This window comes from Shinella sp. GW835-FHT14H05 (assembly GCF_058793575.1).
Map to the genome: position 1 here is coordinate 786,206 of NZ_JBXAFY010000001.1, position 19,856 is coordinate 806,061.

Consider the following 19,856-nt stretch of genomic DNA (forward strand, 5'->3'; position numbering starts at 1 on the left):
AGAGGACCCTCTCGCGGAGATAGGGTTCAACCGGGACGGAACAATGGCAACGGGCGAAATTCGCGAAAGCAGCGACGCGGCGGGACTGGCCGCCTTGATCTCGCGGGCAGCCGCGGAAACCGGCGGGCGCGGCCTGCCGCCGGTCGAGCGCTGGAACCCGCCGTTCTGCGGCGATATCGACATGGAGATCCGCGCCGACGGCACCTGGTTCTACATGGGAACGCCGATCGGCCGCGCGCCGCTGGTGCGGCTGTTCTCGACGGTGCTGCGCAAGGACGAAGACGGCAACACTTACCTGGTGACGCCGGTCGAGCGGGTCGGCATCCGCGTCGTCGATGCGCCGTTCCTGGCGGTCGAGATGAACGCGGCAGGCGAGGGGGAGGCGCAGACGCTGACCTTTCGCACCAATGTCGGCGATGTCGTGGAAGCGGGGGCGGAGCATCCGCTGCGTTTCGTGATTGCCGGTGAAAACAACGAGTTGAAGCCGTATCTTCTCGTTCGCGGCCGGCTGGAGGCGCTGGTCTCGCGGGCGGTGATGTACGAGCTGGTCGAGCTCGGCGAGACGATCGAGATCGACGGCGTGGAGATGTTTGCGCTGCGCTCCGGCGGCGTGGTCTTCCCGGTCATGCCGGCGGCCGAGCTGGATCAGCTTTCCCGATGAGTTTTCCACCCTACAGTGCTGCGGAATTCCGCCGCCGGGCCATGCAGCAGACCTTGACGCTCGGTGACGAGAGCTGGCGCGACCACGGCGACAGCCTGCTCAATCCGTCAGTCATTCCCCATCTCGAAGGCATGCACCTGCGTGACGCCGCCGTGTTGATCCCCGTCGTCGATGATGGCGAGGAGGCGCGCGTGATCTTCACGCAGCGCACCACCACCATGCGCAAACATTCCGGCCAGGTCGCCTTTCCGGGCGGGGCGGTGGATGACGAAGATGCGGACGTGGAGGCGGCGGCGATGCGCGAGGCGGAGGAGGAAATCAGCCTCGATCGCCGTTTCGTCGAACCGGTCGGCCGCCTGCCGCAGTACAAGGCGCTGTCCGGCTTTTCCATCACGCCGGTGCTGGCGGTGGTGCAGCCGGGCTTCGAGCTGATTGCCAACCCGGACGAGGTCGAGGCGGTCTTCGACGTGCCGCTCTCCTTCCTGATGGACCCGCGCAACCACGAGCGCGGCAGCGGCGTCTGGCTCGGCGCCGAGCGGCACTATTATCGTCTGCCCTATGAGGGGCGGAACATCTGGGGCATCACCGCCGGCATCGTGCGGATGATCTATGAAAGGCTTTATGCATGACCTCTGTTTCGGGCGAGGCGTGGTTTACTGATCCGGCGCTCGTGCGCGTGCTGGCGCTGCTCAACAGCGACGGCGGCGAGGGGCGCGTGGCGGGCGGTGCCGTGCGCAACAGCCTGATGGGCCTACCGGTCGCCGATGTGGACATCGCCACGACGTTGAAGCCGGAAGTGGTGGTCGAGCGGGCGAATGTCGCCGGCATCAAGGCGGTGCCGACCGGCATCGAGCATGGCACGGTGACACTGGTGATCGATGGAAAACCCTTCGAGGTGACGACGCTGCGCCGCGACGTTGCGACCGACGGGCGGCACGCCGAGGTCGCCTTCGGCGCGGACTGGCAGATGGATGCCGAGCGCCGCGACCTCACCATCAACGCGCTCTACGCCACCGCCGAAGGCATGGTCGTCGATCTCGTGAACGGGTTGGCCGATATCGAGAGCCGCACGGTGCGGTTCATCGGCGATGCCGCGACGCGCATCGCGGAGGATCACCTGCGCATCCTGCGCTTCTTCCGCTTTTTCGCGCTCTATGGCAGCGGCCGGCCGGATGCCGAAGGCCTGAAGGCCTGCGCACGGGCGAAGGACAAGCTCGGAAAGCTCTCGGCCGAGCGGGTCTGGTCGGAGACGAAGAAGCTGCTGGCCGCGCCCGATCCCGGCCGCGCACTGCTCTGGATGCGCCAGGCCGGCGTGCTCACCGAAATTCTGCCCGAGACGGAAAAGTGGGGCATCGATGCCATTCCCGGCCTGATCGACGCCGAAAAGGCCTTCGGCTGGACGCCGGATGCGCTGCTGCGGCTTGCCGCCATGGTGCCGGCTGACCGCGAGCGGCTGAAGGCGCTTGCCGAGCGGTTGCGCCTGTCCAAGGCGGAGGCGGCGATGCTCGATTATTGGGCGTCCGCCCCTGAGATCGCGCCAAAACTGGCGGAAACGGCCTTTGACCGGCTGCTCTATCACAACGGCCCGCAGGGGCTGACGATGCGGCTGAAGCTGGCGCTCGCCGGTGCCCGGGCGCGCGGCCTCGGCGATGCCGATGCGCTGGCTTTCGCCGGCCTGTGCCAGCGGCTGCTGGCGCGGGTGCAGAAATGGCAGAAGCCATCCTTCCCGTTGAACGGCGCGGATGTGCTCGCAGCCGGTCTTCCGGCGGGGCCGAAGGTCGGCACGCTGCTGGGCGCGATCGAAGAGGAATGGGTGGCGGGCAATTTCCATGAGGGCCGGGCAAAGTTGCTTGCCCGGCTGGAAGCCCTCGTCAGGGAAGGCTGAGAAATGTCACGCGGCGTCGGCGGCTTTTTCGTCGACGATGCGTTCCTTGATGTGGTCGACGGTGCTTTCCCGGATCATCGTCTCGCCATGCGCGGTGCGCATGTGCTCCACGGCGCGGCGCACGACTTCGGCGTCGTCATTGGCCCGCGTATGCCAGTCGCATCCGGGGACGAGTGAACCGCATTCAAAAAGTCTCATGACCTATCTCCTGTCGTTTCAACGGGACCAGTGTAGCAGATGAGGCCCGATCGGCCAAACCGGGACCGGGCCCGCGGCTGAAAAGCCGTCGTCAGAAACGGCAAAACCCGCCCGGAGTTCCGCTCCGGCTTAGGAATATTCGAGGCGCTACCAGACAGCCGTCAGGCGGCGTCTTCGTCCTTTGCCCAGGCGTCGAAGCAGGCGGACGACTGCAACTGTTCCGGCCGTGTATGGTGGTCGGCGAGGTGGTGGACCGTGCCGCCGGCAATGCGCCGCCGGGCTTCTTCGACGAAATAGGAATGTGGAAGGTCCATGCCGCTTTCGACGCGCATGGTTTCTGCAAAACGATCGAGAAAATCGGCGGATTGCGGGTCGATGCCCGACGTTGCCGCATGCTGTGTCGCGACTGTCATGATAACCTCCTCCATGAGATCATGCCGGAACATGGTACCACGAAAGGGGTAGGGCCGTTAATCACAAGGCCGTATTGCCCACCGTTATTTCACGGCCAGCGCACCACCGGGGGCAGCGACGAGAGGATCGAATCGACATTGCCGCCGGTCTTCAGGCCGAAGATCGTGCCACGGTCGTAGAGCAGGTTGAACTCGACGTAGCGGCCGCGGCGCACGAGCTGTTCGTCGCGGTCCTTTTCCGTCCAGCCCTTGTTGAAGTTAGAGCGCACGATGCGCGGATAGACCATGGCGAAGGCGCGGCCGACATCCTGCGTGAAGGCGAAATCCGCCTCCCAGCCGCCGAGCTCTTCCGACGAATGCAGCCAGTCGTAGAAGATGCCGCCGGTGCCGCGCGGCTCGTTGCGGTGCTTCAGGAAGAAGTAGTCGTCGCACCAGTCCTTGAACTTCGCGTGGTCTGCGACCGGGTGGCGGTTGCAGGTGATCTCCATCGCCTTGTGGAAGAGCTGGGTATCGGGATCGTCCATCACGCGGCGGCGGTCGAGCACCGGCGTCAGGTCCGCGCCGCCGCCGAACCAGCGGCTGGTGGTTACGACCATGCGGGTGTTCATGTGCACGGCCGGCACGTTGGGGTTCACCGGATGGGCGATCAGCGAGATGCCGGAGGCCCAGAAGCGCGGGTCCTCGTCGGCGCCGGGGATCTGGCCGCGAAATTCCGGCGAGAACTCGCCGTGGACGGTGGAGGTGTGCACGCCGACCTTCTCGAAGACGCGGCCGTCCATCATCGACATGCGGCCGCCGCCGCCTTCACCATTGTCGCGCTGCCAGTCCTTGGCAACGAAGCGGCCGGGCGGCAGGTCGGACAGCGGGCCTTCCAGCTCGTCCTCCAACGCCTCGAAGCTGGCGCAGATCGCGTCGCGAAGATGTTCGAACCAGGCGCGGGCGTCGGCCTTCTTCTCTTCGATATCCTCGGGCAGGCCTTTCGGCAGATCTGGTCGTTCCATGGTGCTTCCCGCTGCCGGCGGAGCGCCGCCGAATCGCATTTTCGCCACAGTTCCCAACTTTGCGCCATTTGGCAACCGCGCAGCGCGATCGGCCGGGGCGGCAGGACTCGCAAAACGTGCCGTAGCGGCTTATCTTCCTCACGTTGAATGTGCTGCCGGAGGAAATCTGCATGGCGCGTGTTCCCGGTCCGCCCCCGATGCAGGGGCTCCGGCGCCAGATCGAGCGCCGCCGCCGCGAAAACCCCGCGGGCGACGGCCATTTCGTGCGCGAGACCTTCTGCCTCGAGCGGCAGGCGGCGCGGGAAAAGGCGCGCGAATGGTTCGATCAATGGCCGAAAGCCGCCTACTGGACGGAGGTCGAGAGCTGGCGCGCCATGGAAGGCGACCGCATCGAATTCACCATGCGCCGCCTGCCCAGCGCCGACTGAGGCCTAGGACCGATCGACATTCAGCCCATGCCGGTCTGCAAATGGCGCTTTTGCGTGCTTCCGGTGCTCACGTACATTGATTACACTGCGCTCCGGGTCACGCAAAACCACCATTTTCGCCACGGCCTGTGCTGAATGTCGATGGGTCCTACGCCGCCATCGCGATGCGCCGGCTCTCCTGCGTGCGCCCGCCATACCCCCAGCTTTCCATCGGGACTTCGCGCACGATCACGTAGGTGACCGGGTGGAGCGGCGCGCCGACGGCCTCTTCCAGCAGCGCATAGGCGGCGGCGATGAAGCGCTCCTTTTCCTCGGCGGTGTTGGTGCCCTCGCTGACAGTGACTTCGAGATAGCCCGCGGCCGGCTGCCGGCGCACGCCGACCGTCCAGGCCTCGGCGTTCGTTTCCTCGATGAAGACGGCGGTCGCCTCGGCGCGCTTGTTGAGCAGGGTGACGGCAAGGCGGGTGGCCTCGTCCTGGAGATGCAGGCGCTCGGCATCCGTGAGGCTGCGGCCGGCGATGCGGATATGAAGGAAGGGCATGGTCGTCTCCTGTCGCTGTTGACGGGATGAGCCTATTGCGCGACTATCGTTTTTAAAATTGAGAAGTGTTGGCATAATAGTTTTGGAAAAATGAATGGTTTCGTCGCGCAATTTCGACATGGACGTGCTGCGCACCTTCGTCACCGGGGTGCGCTTCGGCAGTTTCGCCAAGGCCGCTGAGGCGCTGGGACGCACGCCGCCGGCCGTGAGCCTGCAGCTGAAAAAGCTCTCGGATATGAGCGGGCAGACGCTGTTCACCAAACAGGGCAGGGGGCTGGCGCTCACCGATGCCGGCGAGGCGCTTTATGATTATGCGGTGCGCATTCTGGAACTGAACGACGAGGCGATGATGATGCTCGGCTCCAGCCGCTCGCTCGACGGCTGGCTGCGCATCGGTATCCCGCAGGATTTTGCCGAGACCTCGCTGCCGCCGGTGCTCGGCCGCTTTTCGCGGGCGCACCCCAAGCTCCGGGTGGAGGCGCGGGTCGATCGCGGCGCCAAGCTGGTGGCGGCCGTCGAGCGCGGCGACCTCGACATGGCGGTCACCTGGGGCGGGCAGCGCAGCGCCCATTGCCGGCATATCGCCACGCATCCGATCGTCTGGATCGCGGCGGCGGATTATGACCTGCCGCCGGGCGAGCCGGTGCCGCTCATTGCCTTCGACCCGCCCTGTTCCTTCCGCGCCGCCGCCGTCGATGCGCTGTCGGCCGCAGGGCGCGAGTGGCGGCAGGTCTTTGCCAGCCCCGGCCTTGCCGGGCTCTGGGCGGCGGTGACGGCCGGACTTGGCGTGACGATCCGCACCACGACGGCGGTGCCTCCGCATCTGCGCGTTCTCGACCCCGAACGGGCCGGTTTGCCGGCGCTCGGAAGCGTCGACCTGATGCTGCACACGGCTGAAGCCGTGCCGGCGGCACCGGTGTCGCGGCTGCGGGATATCCTGCTCGAAATGCTTGTTGTCCCGTCCTGATGGCACCAACCGCGGGAAGTTCGATTGACGCCGGACCGCCGCACCCCTATCTTGCCGCCATCATCATCAACAGAAAGGCGCCGTTGCGGTTCTAAAGCACGGCTCACAGTCCTTGTTCGAACTCGCGATTGCCGTCTTCCTCATCCTCCTCAACGGGGTCTTTGCCCTTTCCGAACTTTCCATCGTTTCCGCGCGCAAACCGCGCCTGAAGACCATGGCCGCGCAGGGCTCGCGCGGTGCCGCCGCCGCGCTGCGGCTGGCGGAAAACCCCGGAAAATTCCTCTCCACCGTCCAGATCGGCATCACGCTGATCGGCGTCCTCGCGGGTGCCTTTTCGGGTGCGGCGCTCGGTAGCCGTCTGCGTGACATCCTCTTTGCCGAGGGCGTGCCGGACTGGCTGGCCGATCCGCTCGGCTACGGTATCGTCATCTTCCTCATCACCTATCTCTCGGTGGTCGTCGGCGAACTGGTGCCCAAGCAGATCGCGCTGAAGAACCCGGAGCGTTTCGCAACGCTGGTGGCGCCCGCCATGTCGCTGCTTTCCAAGGTCGGTGCGCCGGCCGTCTGGATCCTTGACGCCTCGACGCGGCTGATCTTCCGCCTGCTCGGCCAGCACCAGGTCGCCGAAAGCATCGTTACCGACGAGGAGATCAAGACGATCGTCGCCGAAGCCGAAGCCGCCGGCGTCATCGAGGGCGGCGAGAAACTGATGATCGCCGGCGTCATGCGCTTTTCCGACCGCGAGGCCCGCGGTCTCATGACGCCACGCAACGACGTCGACTGGATCGACCTCGGCGATACGGTGGAGGAAATTCACCAGCAGCTCGTCGACAGCCAGCATGGCCGCCTGCCGGTCGCCGATGGCGGGCCGGAGACCATCGTCGGCATCGTGCAGAAGCGCGAGCTGCTCTCGGCACTCCTCACCGGCCAGCCGCTCGACATCCGCACCTTCATCCGCCCCGCGCCGATCGTGCCGGATACGATGGATGCCATGCGCGTGCTTGAGAAGCTGCGCAATTCCGAAGTGCCGATGATGCTCGTGCATGACGAATACGGCCACTTCGAAGGGGTGATCACGCCCGCCGACGTGCTGGAAGCGATTGCCGGCGTCTTCCGCGCCGATATCGAGGAAGGCGACGACGAACATGCCGTGCAGCGCGAGGATGGCTCCTGGCTCATCGCCGGTTCCATGCCGATCGACGAGATGGCCGACCGCCTTGGCCTGCTGCTGCCGGCCCGACGCAGCTACCAGACCGCCGCCGGCATGGTTATCGAATCGCTGCAGAAGCTGCCGAAGACCGGCGAGGTCACGGAAACCCAGGGCTGGCGCTTCGAGGTCGTCGACATGGACGGCCGCCGCGTCGACAAGCTGCTCGCCACGCGCCTCGATTAAGCCGGATCGGGTTCGAGCAATCTCGGACCCGGCCCTTCCGCGGCAAGCGTGTCCCACGGATTGCGCAGCGGACATTCCTGCATGGAAAGACACCCGCAGCCGATGCAGCCGTCAAGCTGGTTGCGCAGCTTGGTAAGCCGCGCGATGCGCTCGTCGAGCAGGCTGCGCCAGGTCTGCGAGAGCTTGCGCCAGTCCTGCGCCGTCAGCGGTCGGTCGTGCGGCAGCACGGACAGCGCGTCCGCGATTTCCGACAGGGGAATGCCGGTGCGCTGCGCCACCTTGATGACCGCGACGCGGCGCAGGATGCTGCGCGGATAGCGCCGCTGGTTGCCGCGGTTGCGCTGGCTGCGGATCAGCCCTTTCGTCTCGTAGAAATGTAACGTGGACACCGCCACCCCGCTGCGTTCGGCGACCTCGCCGACGCTGAGTTCCCGGGGGATGGCGTCGCGCGCGCTTTTTTCCGTCATGGCTGTTGACCTCAACTTTGCTTGAGGTTTTATACCAGCGGCTCCCTGCTTTTCCAACATGGAGCTGAACCGCATGACAGACAGACTGACCATCGCCCTCATCTATGGCAGCGGCCGCGAAGGGCGTTTCGCCGATACGATCGCGGGATGGCTGGAGCCGGCGCTGGCCGGCTTTGGGCAATACACCATCATCCGCATCGATCCGGTGGAGCTGACCTTCACGCCCGGCGGCCTCGACGAGGCCTCGGCACAGCTCGTCGAAAGCCGGATCTCGCAGGCGGATGCCTTCCTCATCGTCACGCCGGAATACAACCACGCCTATCCGGCCGCGCTGAAGGCGATCATCGATTGCTGCTTCCGGCCCTGGCATGCCAAGCCCATCGCCTTCGTCTCCTATGGCGGCGTTTCCGGCGGCCTGCGCGCCGTCGAACAGCTCCGCCTGGTCTTTGCCGAACTGCACGCCGTGGCGATCCGCGAGACGGTGAGCCTGGCGCATGCCTGGACGCAGTTCGACCCGGTCGGCAATCCCTTCCGCCCCGGCCAGCTCAACGGCCAGCTTGCCGTGCTGATGAAGCGGCTTTCCTGGTGGGCGCATGCGTTGAAGACGGCGCGCATCGCGACGCGCTATGACGAGGTGGCGGCATGAAGCCGGACTTTTATGCGACGGCGGAAGTCGCCCGTTCCCGCGACGAACGCCGGCGCAATGCGACGCTGCTCTTCATCAGCACGCTGACCATCATGTCGGGTGCGACGATCTCCGCCTCGCTGCCGGGCATCGCCGCGCGGTTTGCCGATGTGGAGAATGTCGCGCTGCTGAGCCGGCTGGTGCTGACGCTGCCGGCGATGTTCATCGCGCTGTTTTCCCCGGCAGCGGGTTTTCTCGTCGACCGTTTCGGGCGGAAGCCGCTGCTGCTTGCCTCGCTCGGGCTGTTCGCCGTCGCGGGTGCCTCCGGCCTCGTCCTCGACACGCTGCCCGGCCTGCTCACAGGGCGCGCCGTGCTCGGCCTTGCCGTCGGCGGCATCATGACGGCGACCACGGCGCTGGTCGGCGATTTCTTCCAGGGACCGGCGCGTGATCGCTACATGGGCCTGCAACAGGCGTTCGTCGGCATCGGCGGCACGATTTTTCTCACGGGCGGCGGGTTCCTGGCGGAAGTGCACTGGCGCGGGCCGTTCTTCATCTACACGGTGGCGATCCTGTTGGTGCCGGCAGCACTCGTCTTCCTGCCGGAGCCGCGCCGGGTTCGCCCGGCCGGTCCCGCCACGGGGGAGGGCAGGCTCGACGGGCGCACGACGGCGCTGCTTGCCCTGCTGTTTCTCGCCGCCGCCGTCAACATGATCGCCTTCTACATGATCCCGACGCAGCTTCCCTTCTATCTCGAATCCCTTGGCTTTGCCGCGCCAAGCCTTGCGGGCACGGCGATCGGCGCTGGACAGCTCGTCGGCGTGGTGAGCGCGCTCGCCTTCGCGCCGTTCCGCCGCGTGCTCGGCATCATGGGCGTCTTCGGCCTCGGCTTCGTCTCGGCCGGGCTGTCGTTCCTGCTGCTTTCGGGCGCGGAAAGCTACGGTAGCGTGCTGGCCGCCATGGCGGTGTCGGGCATCTGCATGGGCACGATCATGCCGAATTTCGCCGCCGCCGCCATGCTGCTGGCGCCGCCGGCACTGCGCGGCCGCATCTCGGGCCTCCTGGTGTCGAGCATCTTTGCCGGCCAGTTCCTGTCGCCGATCGTCTCGCAGCCGCTGATCACCGCCACGGGTTATGACGGCGCCTATATGATCGTCGGCTCGGTGGTGCTGGTCTTCGGCATCGCGGCCGCGGCGGTGCGGCTGGCGCGGCCGGGTCATGGTTAGGTCAGACGAAACCCGTCTGGCGCAGCGCCTCGCCGCAGATCATCGCGGCGGAGAGCGCGACATTGATGGATCGCTGTCCCTCGACCATCGGAATGAGCACCCGGCCATCCGCCGTGTCGTGCACGCGGTCCGGCACGCCCGCACTTTCGCGGCCGAAGAGCAGAATGTCGTCCGGCCGGTAGGTGAAATCCGTGTAGCGCTCCGCCGCCTTGGTGGAGGCAAGCACGAGCCGGCGGCCGCTTTCCGCGCGCCACGCCTCGAAATGCTCCCAACTCACATGTCGCGTCAGCGTCACGGCGGCGAGGTAGTCCATGCCGGCGCGTTTCAGGCTGCGGTCGGAGATGTCGAAGCCGGCAGGCTCTATAATGTCGACCGACAGGCCGAGGCAGGCGGCGAAACGCAGGATCGTGCCGGTATTGCCGGCAATATCGGGCTGATAGAGGGCGATGTGGAGCGCGGACATGGGCTGTCGCCTAATCCAGATGTGGCGACAAGGCAACAGAATTGGCCGGAGCGATGAAATTGCGACAAAGTCACTGGCAAATTGCGTCGTTTCAGGCTAACCAAGGCGCATCTACAATGCGAGAAGAGGGAGGATCATGATGGATACCACGCATCGATTGCGCCTCCCGGCTGGAATCACGCCTCTTCTCGCTTAGGCGCCTCGCCGCACAAAATCCCATCGCATACCTTATTCAATTCGCTGTGTGACGTTTTTCATCGCCGCGCGGCAGTCCTGCCGGAACTCCGTTCCTGACCGCGCCGTTTTGCGTCGTCCGTCTCGGTTCCGTCTTTATGTATTACGGAGAAAGCCATGTTCGGCTGGTTCGAAAGACGTTTGAATCCCTATCCTTCCGAGGCGCCCTCGCTGCCGCCGAAGGGCCTTTTCGCCTTCCTGTGGCACTATACCAGGCCGGCGGGCCTGTGGCTCTTCGTGCTCGGCTTCTGCTCCATGGTGCTTGGCATCGCGGAAGTGCTGCTGTTCCAGTTCCTCGGCAACATCATCGACTGGCTGTCGAACAGCGATCCGAACACGTTCCTGTCTCGTGAAGGCGGCACGCTGATCTGGATGGCGGCGCTGCTGCTCATCGTCATTCCGGGCGTGGGCGCGCTGCACACCATGACCATGCACCAGGCGCTTGCGGGCAATTTCCCGATGATCGCCCGCTGGCAGATGCACCGCTACCTGATCCGCCAGAGCATGACCTTCTTCTCCAACGAGTTCGCCGGACGCGTCTCGACGAAGGTGATGCAGACGGCGCTTGCCGTGCGCGAGACCGTGATGAAGATCATCGACGTCTTCATCTATGTCGTCAGCTATTTCATCTCGATGATCGCGATCATCGCCTCGGCGGACCTGCGTCTCGTCGTGCCGCTGCTCGTGTGGTTCGTCGTCTATGTCTGCATCCTGCGCTACTTCGTGCCGAAGCTCATGGTGATCTCGCGCGAGCAGGCGGATGCGCGCTCGATGATGACGGGCCGGATCGTCGACAGCTACACGAACATCGCGACGGTCAAGCTGTTCTCGCATGCCGGCCGGGAGGAAACCTATGCCCGCGAAGGCATGGATGGCTTCCTGCAGACCGTGCACAAGCAGATGCGCCTCATCACGCTGTTCAACATCACGATCGACATCAACAATGTCGTGACGATGTTCTTCACCGCGGCGGTCGGCATCTACTTCTGGATGGCGGGCGATGTGTCGGTCGGCGCCGTGGCCGTGGCCGTCGGTCTCGCCATGCGCATCAACGGCATGTCGCAGTGGGTGATGTGGGAAGTGACCGCGCTGTTCGAGAATATCGGCACGGTCTATGACGGCATGGGTATGATGACCAAGCCGCACGACATCAAGGATGGTCCCGAAGCGCCGCCGCTGCCGGTTTCCAAGGGTGCGATCAGCTTCGATCACGTCCGCTTCCACTACGGCAAGAACAAGGGCGTGATCGAGGACCTGTCGCTGTCGATCGGTGCCGGCGAAAAGGTCGGCCTCGTCGGCCGCTCCGGTGCCGGCAAGACGACGCTGATGAACGTGCTCTTGCGGTTCTACGATCTCGAATCCGGCAAGATCACGATCGACGGCAAGGACATCGCGACGGTCACGCAGGACAGCCTGCGCTCGCAGATCGGCGTGGTGACGCAGGATACTTCGCTGCTGCACCGCTCGATCCGCGACAACATTGCCTACGGCAAGCCGGAAGCGACGGACGCGGAGATCGTCGAGGCGGCCAAGCGCGCGAATGCCTGGGAGTTCATCGAAAGCCTCGTCGACCAGCAGGGCCGTGCTGGCCTCGATGCCCAGGTCGGCGAACGCGGCGTCAAACTCTCCGGCGGCCAGCGCCAGCGCATCGCGATTGCCCGCGTCTTCCTGAAGGACGCGCCGATCCTCGTGCTGGACGAGGCAACCTCGGCGCTCGATTCGGAAGTCGAGGCCGCGATCCAGGAAAACCTCTTCGCCCTCATGCAGGGCAAGACGGTGATCGCGATTGCCCACCGCCTCTCGACGCTGACGGAGATGGACCGTGTCGTCGTGCTCGAAAAGGGCCATCTGCACGAGACCGGCACCCATGCCGAGCTCGTCGCCAGGGGCGGCATCTACGCCGACCTCTGGGCCCGCCAGTCCGGCGGCTTCATCGCCGACGACGCCGAAGCGGAAGTGGCGGCGGAGTAGCCGGACAGAAGACACCCCTTTCCAGCAGAAGGGGTGTCTTCATAATAGTTCTTATCTATTGGGATTTTTCCACGCGCTATGCGACGGTGCGTAAGGAGCTTCCGATGAATGCTAGCGAATATTTTAGCAACCTGCTGCGCGACGAGCAGGAAAAGGAGAACGAAGCCCAGCTCGAAGCGTTTTTGCTTGAGGGCCTCGCCTCCGGCAAGGGTGACGTTGCCGACGCCGCCTTCTGGGGGGAACTGAAAACGGAAGCCGCCTATCTCCATGCCGCGGGTCCGCGCAAGGATAGTGACCGTTGAAAACCATCGCCCTGACAGATACCGAGTCGGAGAGGGTCGCCAAAATCCTCACGGCTGCTCAGACAGGATCATGGGATTTGTTCAAGTCCCTGTCCGAAGAAGAATTTTCCAATATGGAAAATATGCGCTCTCAGTTCATTACGACCTCAAAAATTGTTGTCGACATGAACTACAATTGGACTCTTGAGATAAATGCACTCCCAGATCCGTCTGGGTGGAGAATGATCCGCGTGCAAGTGTTGTCAAACAAGAAAGGCAATCAACCCGTTATTTTACTTTTGAGGAGCGAAAACACGACCGAAGACAGCAAAATTGGAATAGTGGCGTTTTATGAAGATTATGAATTTTCTTGAATAAGCGTTCTCCGAGGTTGAGTTCCCCCGGCGTCGCGCATATGGAAAAATCGGCAGCTTGCTGGTTTCATCGATCTGAAGATCTATTGCCTATTCTCGGCCAAAAAACTCACGGCGCGGAGTATCCCGAACGTCTCCGGAGCGGTAGCAGACTGTCGGCTCAAGATCGTCCCCACCTTTCCAATCTTTAATTTGTCCCCCGCCCAAAACCGCCTATATCGGAGGCATGATCTTCCGCACGCTCTTCTCCTGGTTCGAGAACTGGATTCAGCCCTTTGCGCGGCGGGATGACCTTCGGCCGCCGCAGGGGCTGCTCGCCTTCATCTGGTTCTATGTCAGCCAGGCCAAGGCGCCGTTTGCTGCAATGCTGGTGCTGGGCGGCATTACGGCAGGCATCGAGGCGGCGACGTTCTGGTTCGTCGGGCGGCTGGTCGATATTCTGGCAACGGTCAAGCCCGGTGACGGGTGGAGCGGGCTGATTGCGGCGCACGGGCCGGAACTGCTCCTGATGCTCGGCCTCATCGGCCTCGTGCGATTCGTCATCACCTTCCTGACGGCGCTGGTCGACCAGCAGGTCATCACGCCGGGCTTCTACAATCTGGTGCGCTGGCAGTCCTATGTGCATGTCGCGCGCCAGTCGCTCTCCTTCTTCCAGAACGATTTCTCCGGCCGAATCGTCACCAAGGTCTGGTCGGCGGGGCAGGCGACCGGCGACGTCATCACGTCGTTCATGGAAAGCATCTGGTTCGTGACGATCTACACGGCCTCGACGCTGGTGCTGCTCGGCGGGCTCGACTGGCGGCTGGCCGCCGTGCTGGCCGTGTGGCTCCTGGTCTTCTCGGTGCTCGCGCGCTATTTCGTGCCGCGCATCCGCGAACATTCGCGCCAGACCGCCGAAGCCGCCTCCATGCTCAGCGGCCGCATGGTCGATGCCTATTCCAATATCCAGACGCTAAAACTGTTCGGGCGCGACGACGCGAACGACCGCTACATGCGCAACGGTTTCGACATCTTCCAGACGACCACGCTGAACTTCACGCGGTTCCTCACCGGCGTGCGGGCCTCGATGGCGCTCGTCTCCGGCCTGATGATCGTCGCCATGGCGGTGCTGTCCATCCATCTCTGGCTCGGTGGCATCGCCAGCTCCGGCGCCGTCGCCTTCACCATGGCGCTGGTGCTGCGGCTGAACTTTTTGCTCAACCGGCTGATGACGCAGTTGAACAGCATCATGCGCAATATCGGCACCATCCAGAATTCCGCCGATCTGATCTCTCAGCCGATCGGCCTCGTCGACACGCCGGATGCGACGGAGATGAAGGTCACGCGACCGGAAATCCGCTTCGAGAACGTCCGCTTCCATTACGGCCGCCAGTCCGGCGTCATCGACGACCTGACGCTGTCGATCCGGCCGGGCGAAAAGGTCGGCATCGTCGGCCGCTCGGGCGCCGGCAAGTCGACGCTGGTCAACCTGCTGTTGCGCTTCTACGATCTGGAAGGCGGCCGCATCCTCGTCGGCGGCGAGGACATTGCGCGCGTGACGCAGGAGAGCCTGCGCGCCAATATCGGCATGGTCAGCCAGGATACCGCGCTTTTGCACCGCTCGATCCGCGACAATATCCTGTTCGGCAATCCGGATGCCACCGAGGCCGAGGTGATCGAGGCGGCGAAGAAGGCCGAGGCGCACGATTTCATCCTGTCGCTCGAAGACCAGCGCGGCCGCACCGGCTACGACGCCCATGTCGGCGAACGCGGGGTCAAGCTTTCGGGCGGCCAGCGCCAGCGCATCGCGATCGCCCGCGTCATGCTGAAGGATGCACCGATCCTCGTGCTCGACGAGGCGACCTCGGCGCTCGATAGTGAAGTCGAGGCGGCGATCCAGTCCAATCTCGAACGCCTGATGCGCGGCAAGACGGTGCTCGCCATCGCCCATCGGCTCTCCACCATCGCCGCCCTCGATCGCCTGATCGTCATGGACCGCGGTTCCATCGTGGAGGAGGGCACGCATGCCGGGCTCGTCTCGCACGGCGGGCTCTATGCGGATCTCTGGTCGCGCCAGTCCGGCGGGTTCCTCGGCCATGAGGAAGCGGCGCAATAGGGCCGCAAAGCGTCGTTTCGCGACTTCTTTTTCAGACGGGAAGCGCTGGATGTTCAAGGTGATGGGGGTGGCTTGTCAAGATGCCCCGTTTTTCCCGCGACAATGTGCCCACCTCCCCTTGCCAAGGCTGGACATAATTTGCGATCAAGCATAGAACGCGCCGGATTGACGGGGAATCTATGGCCGTATTGTGTCCGGATCTGACCGGTTTCCAAGGGGCGTGGCGGGTTTCCGCAGACTTTGCGTGAGAGGATGGTTTAGCCGTGAGCGAACACGAGACATCAAGCGAATCCCTGGGCGAGCCCACTCGCCGCGATTTCCTTTACCTGACCACCGGGATGGCTGGCGTCGTGGGCGGCGTGGCAGTTGCCTGGCCGTTCATCGACCAGATGCGTCCGGATGCGTCGACGCTGGCGCTCGGCGCCATCGATGTCGACGTCTCCAGCCTGACGCCCGGCATGTCCCTGACCGTCAAGTGGCGCGGCAAGCCGGTGTTCATCCGTAACCGGACGGACCAGGAAGTTGCGGAAGCCAAGGCTGTCGAGCTTGGCGACCTCAAGGACCCGGTCGCACGCAACGCCAATATCGCGACCGACGCCCAGGCGACGGACCTCGACCGTTCGGCGGGCGCGGGCAAGGAAAACTGGATCATCATGGTCGGTGTCTGTACCCATCTCGGCTGTATTCCGCTCGGCCAGGCCGGCGATTTCGGCGGGTGGTTCTGTCCCTGTCATGGTTCTCACTACGATACCGCTGGTCGTATTCGTAAGGGTCCGGCCCCCGAGAACCTCGCCGTGCCGACCTTCGCGTTCGTTACCGACACAGTTATCAAGATCGGTTGAGGGGACACCTGATAATGAGTGCTGATCATTCCACCTACCAGCCGACGACTGGCATCGAAAAATGGGTCGACTCGCGCCTGCCTCTGCCGCGCATGATCCATGACAGCTTCGTCTCCTACCCGGTTCCGCGCAACCTGAACTATGCCTACACCTTCGGCGCCATGCTGTCGGTGATGCTGATCGTGCAGATCCTGACCGGTATCGTTTTGGCCATGCACTATGCGGCCGAAACCACCGTCGCGTTCAACTCGGTCGAGAAGATCATGCGCGACGTGAACCACGGCTGGCTGCTGCGCTACATGCACGCCAACGGCGCGTCGTTCTTCTTCATCGCGGTCTACCTGCACATTGCCCGCGGCCTCTACTACGGCTCCTACAAGGCGCCGCGCGAAATCCTCTGGATCCTCGGCGTGGTCATCTACCTCTTGATGATGGCGACGGGCTTCATGGGCTACGTTCTGCCCTGGGGCCAGATGTCCTTCTGGGGTGCGACGGTTATCACTGGCTTCTTCTCGGCCTTCCCGTGGGTCGGCGAGTGGATCCAGCAGTTCCTGCTCGGCGGCTTCGCGGTCGACAATCCGACGCTGAACCGCTTCTTCGCGCTGCACTACCTGCTGCCCTTCATGATCGCTGGCGTCGTCGTCCTGCACGTCTGGGCGCTGCACGTCACCGGCCAGACCAACCCGACCGGCGTCGAGGTGAAGTCCAAGACCGACACGGTTGCCTTCACGCCCTATGCGACGCTGAAGGACGCTCTCGGCGTCTCGGTCTTCCTGATCATCTTCGCCTGGTTCGTCTTCTACATGCCGAACTATCTCGGCCACCCGGACAACTACATTCCGGCTGACCCGCTGAAGACCCCCGCCCACATCGTTCCGGAATGGTACTACCTGCCGTTCTACGCGATGCTGCGCGCCATCACCTTCAACGTCGGCCCGATCGACTCGAAGCTCGGCGGCGTCCTCGTGATGTTCGGCGCGATCATCGTGCTGTTCTTCCTGCCGTGGCTCGATACGTCCAAGGTTCGCTCCGCCGTCTACCGCCCGTGGTACAAGCTGTTCTTCTGGATCTTCGTGGCCAACGCCATCTTGCTCGGCTGGCTCGGCGCCATGCCGGCAGAAGGCATCTACGTCATCCTCTCGCAGCTCGGCACGCTCTACTACTTCGGCTTCTTCCTCGTCATCATGCCGATCCTCGGCCTGATCGAGACCCCGAAGCGCATTCCGAATTCGATTACGGAAGCGGTTCTGGAAAAGAAGAACGCCAAGCTGGCCAAGGCCTGAGAGCGAGGACTAGGAACCATGTCAATGAAAAAGCTTGTTGCAGGCCTTCTGTCGCTCGCACTCGTCGTCGGTCTCGGCGTCTCCTTCGCCACGGCGGAAGAGGCAGCGCCTGCCGCCGGTGCAGAGGCGGAACACGCCACGCCGCACTATCCGATGCATAAGCCGAAGGAGCAGGAATGGTCCTTTGCCGGCCCGTTCGGCAAGTATGACAAGGGCCAGCTCCAGCGCGGCCTGAAGGTCTACACAGAAGTCTGTTCGGCCTGCCATTCGATGAGCCTCGTCTCCTTCCGCACGCTGGAAGGCCTTGGTTACTCGGAGGCGCAGGTCAAGGCGTTCGCGGCGAACTACGAAGTGCAGGACGGCCCGAACAGCGACGGTGAGATGTTCACCCGCAAGGCCGTACCGTCCGATTATTTCCCGTCGCCCTACGCCAACCACGAGGCGGCTGCCGCTTCGAACAATGGCGCGGCCCCGCCGGACTTCTCGCTGATCGCCAAGGCGCGCGGCATCACCCGCGGCTTCCCGCAGTTCGTCTTCGACATCTTCACGCAGTACCAGTCCGGTGGACCGGACTACATCTACTCGCTGCTGACCGGCTACGACGAAGAGAAGCCGGCGCATCTCGAAGTCGCCGAAGGCACGCACTTCAACCCGTACTTCGCCAACGCCGCCGCACTCGCCATGGCCAAGCCGCTCTCCGACGACCAGGTCACCTATGACGACGGTTCGCCGCAGACGGTCGACCAGTACGCGCACGACGTTGCCGCCTTCCTGATGTGGGCCGCAGAGCCGCATCTCGAAGAGCGCAAGCGCACCGGCTTCATGGTCATGGTCTTCCTGGTGATCTTCACCGGCCTGATCTACCTGACGAAGAAGTCGGTCTACGCGAACAAGGAACACTGAGCGGCTACACCGCTCGGCAGCAAAGGCGGCCTTCGGGCCGCCTTTTTTGTTGAGGGCCAGCGCCTCACCTGCAATAACCGGAGGAAAGCCCTCCGCAGTCGGGAATCCCCATGTCCACGCTCGAAAACGAACTCGTCGCCGCGATCCGCAACATTCCGGATTATCCCAAGCCCGGCATCATGTTCCGCGACATCACCACGCTGCTCGGCAATCCGCGGGCCTTCCGCCGTGCGGTGGACGAGTTGGTGCATCCCTATGCGGGCATCGGCATCGCCAAGGTGGCGGGCATCGAGGCGCGCGGCTTCATCCTCGGCGGCGCCATGGCGCACCAGCTGTCGACCGGCTTCGTTCCGATCCGCAAGAAAGGCAAGCTGCCGCACGAGACCGTGCGCATCGCCTACAGTCTGGAATACGGCGTGGACGAGATGGAAATGCACAAGGACGCCATCAAGCCGGGCGAGAAGGTGATCCTCGTAGACGACCTCATTGCCACCGGCGGCACGGCCGAGGCGGCGGTGAAGCTTCTGCGCCAGATCGGCGCCGACATCGTCGCCGCCTGCTTCGTCATCGACCTGCCGGATCTCGGCGGGCGCAAGAAGCTCGAAGCGCTGAACGTGGAAGTGCGCACGCTGGTGGCGTTCGAGGGGCACTGAGCCCCTCAAAGGTCAAACGAATTCCAGCACCGTGCTTTCGAAGCGGATGACCGGCTCGCCGTTCTGGTTCTTGCCCGCACACAGGATCGTGTTGACCAGGCGGCCGGCGCGCGAGGTGAGCTCGCGGGAGGCTAGTAGCGTCACCGAATAGGTGATCGTGTCGCCGGCGAAGACCGGCTTCAGCCAACTTAGCTTCGTAAAGCCCGGGGAGGGGCCGAGGTTCGGCGGCGTGATGCCTTCGCGGGCGAGCCGCTTGCATTCGCCGAGCCAGAACGGCACGAAACACTTCATCCAGCCGGCGCTGGAATGCCAGCCCGAGGCGCAAAGCCCGCCGAACAGGGCCTCTTTCGCCAGTTCCTCGTCGAGGTGGAAGGGCTGCGGGTCGAAGTTCTTCGCGAAGCGGATGATGTCTTCCGCGGTGAAGGTGAGGCTGCCAATCTCGACCGTCTGGCCGAGGGCATAGAGTTCAACCATGCGCATGGGCGGCTCCTTCGCTCGGCGCCAGGCGCATCATGTTGATATATTCGCTGACGGCGACGATCTCGCCGCGCTGGTTCGTCACCTCGGCGCGAAAGCGCACGATGCCGATCTCCGGGCGCGAGCGCGAGGCGCGGGCGTCGAGCACCACGCAATGGCCGCCGAGCGTGTCGCCGGCCAGCACCGGCCGCTTCCATTCCATGAGGTCCACGCCGGGTGAGCCTTCCGAGGTCGAGCCATCGATATAGGCCTCGTAGAGCATGCGCATCATCACCGCGCTGGTGTGCCAGCCGGAGGCGGCGAGCCCACCGAGAATGCTCGCGCGGCCGGCCTCCTCGTCGAGATGCATCGGCTGCGGATCGAATTCCTTCGCGAAAGCGATGATCTCGTCCGCCGTCAGGGTCCGCTCGGCAAAGTCGAAGCGGCGGCCCGGTATAAAATCTTCAAAAGTGTAGCTCGTCACATCCAGATCCGT

Annotated in this window: 24 protein-coding genes; 16 read left to right on the forward strand and 8 right to left on the reverse strand. The window is 64.1% G+C overall.

Going from position 1 to position 19,856, the window contains the following annotated elements:
• Positions 1–43: 43 nt before the first annotated feature.
• Genes AC1Q6Z_RS03900 through AC1Q6Z_RS03910 form a run of 3 tightly spaced genes read left to right on the forward strand, consistent with a single transcriptional unit; the run spans position 44 to position 2,546 of the window.
• Positions 44–661, forward strand: coding sequence for a DUF1285 domain-containing protein (locus tag AC1Q6Z_RS03900; protein ID WP_256117541.1), 618 nt, complete (start codon positions 44–46; stop codon positions 659–661).
• A complete protein-coding gene (locus tag AC1Q6Z_RS03905) occupies positions 658–1,290 on the forward strand; it encodes a CoA pyrophosphatase (RefSeq protein WP_256117540.1) in 633 nt (210 codons plus the stop codon). Before AC1Q6Z_RS03900 ends, AC1Q6Z_RS03905 begins: the two co-directional genes overlap by 4 nt.
• Positions 1,287–2,546 (forward strand): CCA tRNA nucleotidyltransferase, encoded by a 1,260-nt coding sequence (locus AC1Q6Z_RS03910; protein WP_492646807.1) that lies wholly within the window; start codon positions 1,287–1,289, stop codon positions 2,544–2,546. The genes AC1Q6Z_RS03905 and AC1Q6Z_RS03910 overlap by 4 nt, the downstream gene beginning before the upstream one ends.
• 6 nt (positions 2,547–2,552) lie before the next feature.
• Here AC1Q6Z_RS03910 and AC1Q6Z_RS03915 read toward each other — a convergent pair whose 3' ends face one another.
• The 3 genes from AC1Q6Z_RS03915 to hemF form a co-directional block, all read right to left on the reverse strand.
• Entirely contained in the window at positions 2,553–2,744 is a 192-nt protein-coding gene (locus tag AC1Q6Z_RS03915) for a DUF1059 domain-containing protein (protein ID WP_069058059.1), read from the reverse strand.
• A 161-nt stretch (positions 2,745–2,905) separates the two neighbouring features.
• Positions 2,906–3,157: a hypothetical protein gene (locus AC1Q6Z_RS03920; RefSeq protein WP_256117536.1), complete on the reverse strand. Its 252-nt coding sequence runs from the start codon at positions 3,155–3,157 to the stop codon at positions 2,906–2,908.
• Between the two features lie 89 nt (positions 3,158–3,246).
• Positions 3,247–4,158, reverse strand: a complete 912-nt coding sequence (gene hemF / locus AC1Q6Z_RS03925) for an oxygen-dependent coproporphyrinogen oxidase (protein ID WP_492646808.1) — start codon at positions 4,156–4,158, stop codon at positions 3,247–3,249.
• Between the two features lie 170 nt (positions 4,159–4,328).
• On the opposite strand from hemF, the gene AC1Q6Z_RS03930 reads away from it, so the two are divergent.
• Positions 4,329–4,586 (forward strand): hypothetical protein, encoded by a 258-nt coding sequence (locus tag AC1Q6Z_RS03930; protein WP_256117534.1) that lies wholly within the window; start codon positions 4,329–4,331, stop codon positions 4,584–4,586.
• 148 nt (positions 4,587–4,734) lie between these two features.
• On the opposite strand, the gene AC1Q6Z_RS03935 is transcribed toward AC1Q6Z_RS03930, so the two are convergent.
• Entirely contained in the window at positions 4,735–5,127 is a 393-nt protein-coding gene (locus tag AC1Q6Z_RS03935; protein ID WP_435267762.1) for a tautomerase family protein, read from the reverse strand.
• 94 nt (positions 5,128–5,221) lie between these two features.
• Here AC1Q6Z_RS03935 and AC1Q6Z_RS03940 point away from each other — a divergent pair, with 94 nt between their 5' ends.
• The gene (locus AC1Q6Z_RS03940; RefSeq protein WP_492646809.1) at positions 5,222–6,094 is read left to right on the forward strand and encodes a LysR substrate-binding domain-containing protein; all 873 of its coding nucleotides are present in this window, start codon (positions 5,222–5,224) and stop codon (positions 6,092–6,094) included.
• A gap of 112 nt (positions 6,095–6,206) precedes the next feature.
• Positions 6,207–7,487, forward strand: a complete 1,281-nt coding sequence (locus AC1Q6Z_RS03945) for a hemolysin family protein (RefSeq protein WP_435267760.1) — start codon at positions 6,207–6,209, stop codon at positions 7,485–7,487.
• Here the strand turns inward: AC1Q6Z_RS03945 and soxR are convergent.
• Positions 7,484–7,954, reverse strand: coding sequence for a redox-sensitive transcriptional activator SoxR (soxR, locus tag AC1Q6Z_RS03950; protein WP_492646810.1), 471 nt, complete (start codon positions 7,952–7,954; stop codon positions 7,484–7,486). The genes AC1Q6Z_RS03945 and soxR overlap by 4 nt on opposite strands.
• A gap of 73 nt (positions 7,955–8,027) precedes the next feature.
• Between soxR and AC1Q6Z_RS03955 the strand changes: the two genes are divergently transcribed.
• On the forward strand, positions 8,028–8,600 hold the full coding sequence (locus tag AC1Q6Z_RS03955; protein WP_492646811.1) for an NADPH-dependent FMN reductase: 573 nt from the start codon (positions 8,028–8,030) through the stop codon (positions 8,598–8,600).
• Positions 8,597–9,805, forward strand: a complete 1,209-nt coding sequence (locus tag AC1Q6Z_RS03960) for an MFS transporter (RefSeq protein ID WP_492646812.1) — start codon at positions 8,597–8,599, stop codon at positions 9,803–9,805. The genes AC1Q6Z_RS03955 and AC1Q6Z_RS03960 overlap by 4 nt, the downstream gene beginning before the upstream one ends.
• A 1-nt stretch (position 9,806) precedes the next feature.
• Here the strand turns inward: AC1Q6Z_RS03960 and AC1Q6Z_RS03965 are convergent, their stop codons facing one another.
• On the reverse strand, positions 9,807–10,268 hold the full coding sequence (locus AC1Q6Z_RS03965; protein WP_492646813.1) for a tRNA (cytidine(34)-2'-O)-methyltransferase: 462 nt from the start codon (positions 10,266–10,268) through the stop codon (positions 9,807–9,809).
• Positions 10,269–10,619: 351 nt separating this feature from the next.
• Here AC1Q6Z_RS03965 and AC1Q6Z_RS03970 point away from each other — a divergent pair, with 351 nt between their 5' ends.
• The 8 genes from AC1Q6Z_RS03970 (at position 10,620) to AC1Q6Z_RS04005 (ending at position 18,904) form a co-directional block, all read left to right on the forward strand.
• A complete protein-coding gene (locus AC1Q6Z_RS03970; RefSeq protein ID WP_492646814.1) occupies positions 10,620–12,473 on the forward strand; it encodes an ABC transporter ATP-binding protein in 1,854 nt (617 codons plus the stop codon).
• 104 nt (positions 12,474–12,577) lie between these two features.
• Entirely contained in the window at positions 12,578–12,775 is a 198-nt protein-coding gene (locus AC1Q6Z_RS03975) for a ribbon-helix-helix domain-containing protein (protein ID WP_492646815.1), read from the forward strand.
• On the forward strand, positions 12,772–13,128 hold the full coding sequence (locus tag AC1Q6Z_RS03980) for a hypothetical protein (protein WP_492646816.1): 357 nt from the start codon (positions 12,772–12,774) through the stop codon (positions 13,126–13,128). Before AC1Q6Z_RS03975 ends, AC1Q6Z_RS03980 begins: the two co-directional genes overlap by 4 nt.
• A 226-nt stretch (positions 13,129–13,354) precedes the next feature.
• On the forward strand, positions 13,355–15,223 hold the full coding sequence (locus tag AC1Q6Z_RS03985) for an ABC transporter ATP-binding protein (RefSeq protein WP_492646817.1): 1,869 nt from the start codon (positions 13,355–13,357) through the stop codon (positions 15,221–15,223).
• Positions 15,224–15,486: 263 nt separating this feature from the next.
• Positions 15,487–16,065 (forward strand): ubiquinol-cytochrome c reductase iron-sulfur subunit, encoded by a 579-nt coding sequence (gene petA, locus AC1Q6Z_RS03990; protein WP_256117523.1) that lies wholly within the window; start codon positions 15,487–15,489, stop codon positions 16,063–16,065.
• Between the two features lie 14 nt (positions 16,066–16,079).
• Positions 16,080–17,348, forward strand: a complete 1,269-nt coding sequence (locus tag AC1Q6Z_RS03995) for a cytochrome b (protein ID WP_256117521.1) — start codon at positions 16,080–16,082, stop codon at positions 17,346–17,348.
• A 24-nt stretch (positions 17,349–17,372) separates the two neighbouring features.
• The gene (locus AC1Q6Z_RS04000) at positions 17,373–18,251 is read left to right on the forward strand and encodes a cytochrome c1 (RefSeq protein WP_492646818.1); all 879 of its coding nucleotides are present in this window, start codon (positions 17,373–17,375) and stop codon (positions 18,249–18,251) included.
• A 110-nt stretch (positions 18,252–18,361) separates the two neighbouring features.
• Entirely contained in the window at positions 18,362–18,904 is a 543-nt protein-coding gene (locus AC1Q6Z_RS04005; protein ID WP_256117518.1) for an adenine phosphoribosyltransferase, read from the forward strand.
• A 12-nt stretch (positions 18,905–18,916) separates the two neighbouring features.
• Here AC1Q6Z_RS04005 and AC1Q6Z_RS04010 read toward each other — a convergent pair whose 3' ends face one another.
• A complete protein-coding gene (locus tag AC1Q6Z_RS04010) occupies positions 18,917–19,384 on the reverse strand; it encodes a MaoC family dehydratase (RefSeq protein ID WP_492646819.1) in 468 nt (155 codons plus the stop codon).
• Positions 19,371–19,850, reverse strand: a complete 480-nt coding sequence (locus AC1Q6Z_RS04015; protein WP_492647237.1) for a MaoC family dehydratase — start codon at positions 19,848–19,850, stop codon at positions 19,371–19,373. The genes AC1Q6Z_RS04010 and AC1Q6Z_RS04015 overlap by 14 nt, the downstream gene beginning before the upstream one ends.
• Positions 19,851–19,856 lie beyond the last annotated feature (6 nt).

Bases quoted from the DNA above. Each gene is read 5' to 3' on its own strand.
- AC1Q6Z_RS03995 (WP_256117521.1), top strand. From the start codon at position 16,080: ATGAGTGCTGATCATTCCACCTACCAGCCGACGACTGGCATCGAAAAA.
- AC1Q6Z_RS03955 (WP_492646811.1), top strand. From the start codon at position 8,028: ATGACAGACAGACTGACCATCGCCCTCATCTATGGCAGCGGCCGCGAA.
- AC1Q6Z_RS03960 (WP_492646812.1), top strand. From the start codon at position 8,597: ATGAAGCCGGACTTTTATGCGACGGCGGAAGTCGCCCGTTCCCGCGAC.
- AC1Q6Z_RS03935 (WP_435267762.1), bottom strand. From the start codon at position 5,127: ATGCCCTTCCTTCATATCCGCATCGCCGGCCGCAGCCTCACGGATGCC.
- AC1Q6Z_RS03975 (WP_492646815.1), top strand. From the start codon at position 12,578: ATGAATGCTAGCGAATATTTTAGCAACCTGCTGCGCGACGAGCAGGAA.
- AC1Q6Z_RS04000 (WP_492646818.1), top strand. From the start codon at position 17,373: ATGAAAAAGCTTGTTGCAGGCCTTCTGTCGCTCGCACTCGTCGTCGGT.
- AC1Q6Z_RS03965 (WP_492646813.1), bottom strand. From the start codon at position 10,268: ATGTCCGCGCTCCACATCGCCCTCTATCAGCCCGATATTGCCGGCAAT.
- AC1Q6Z_RS03940 (WP_492646809.1), top strand. From the start codon at position 5,222: ATGGTTTCGTCGCGCAATTTCGACATGGACGTGCTGCGCACCTTCGTC.
- AC1Q6Z_RS04005 (WP_256117518.1), top strand. From the start codon at position 18,362: ATGTCCACGCTCGAAAACGAACTCGTCGCCGCGATCCGCAACATTCCG.
- soxR (WP_492646810.1), bottom strand. From the start codon at position 7,954: ATGACGGAAAAAAGCGCGCGCGACGCCATCCCCCGGGAACTCAGCGTC.
- AC1Q6Z_RS03905 (WP_256117540.1), top strand. From the start codon at position 658: ATGAGTTTTCCACCCTACAGTGCTGCGGAATTCCGCCGCCGGGCCATG.
- AC1Q6Z_RS03970 (WP_492646814.1), top strand. From the start codon at position 10,620: ATGTTCGGCTGGTTCGAAAGACGTTTGAATCCCTATCCTTCCGAGGCG.
- AC1Q6Z_RS04010 (WP_492646819.1), bottom strand. From the start codon at position 19,384: ATGCGCATGGTTGAACTCTATGCCCTCGGCCAGACGGTCGAGATTGGC.
- AC1Q6Z_RS03920 (WP_256117536.1), bottom strand. From the start codon at position 3,157: ATGACAGTCGCGACACAGCATGCGGCAACGTCGGGCATCGACCCGCAA.
- AC1Q6Z_RS03915 (WP_069058059.1), bottom strand. From the start codon at position 2,744: ATGAGACTTTTTGAATGCGGTTCACTCGTCCCCGGATGCGACTGGCAT.
- AC1Q6Z_RS03910 (WP_492646807.1), top strand. From the start codon at position 1,287: ATGACCTCTGTTTCGGGCGAGGCGTGGTTTACTGATCCGGCGCTCGTG.
- AC1Q6Z_RS03900 (WP_256117541.1), top strand. From the start codon at position 44: ATGGCAACGGGCGAAATTCGCGAAAGCAGCGACGCGGCGGGACTGGCC.
- AC1Q6Z_RS03930 (WP_256117534.1), top strand. From the start codon at position 4,329: ATGGCGCGTGTTCCCGGTCCGCCCCCGATGCAGGGGCTCCGGCGCCAG.
- AC1Q6Z_RS03985 (WP_492646817.1), top strand. From the start codon at position 13,355: ATGATCTTCCGCACGCTCTTCTCCTGGTTCGAGAACTGGATTCAGCCC.
- hemF (WP_492646808.1), bottom strand. From the start codon at position 4,158: ATGGAACGACCAGATCTGCCGAAAGGCCTGCCCGAGGATATCGAAGAG.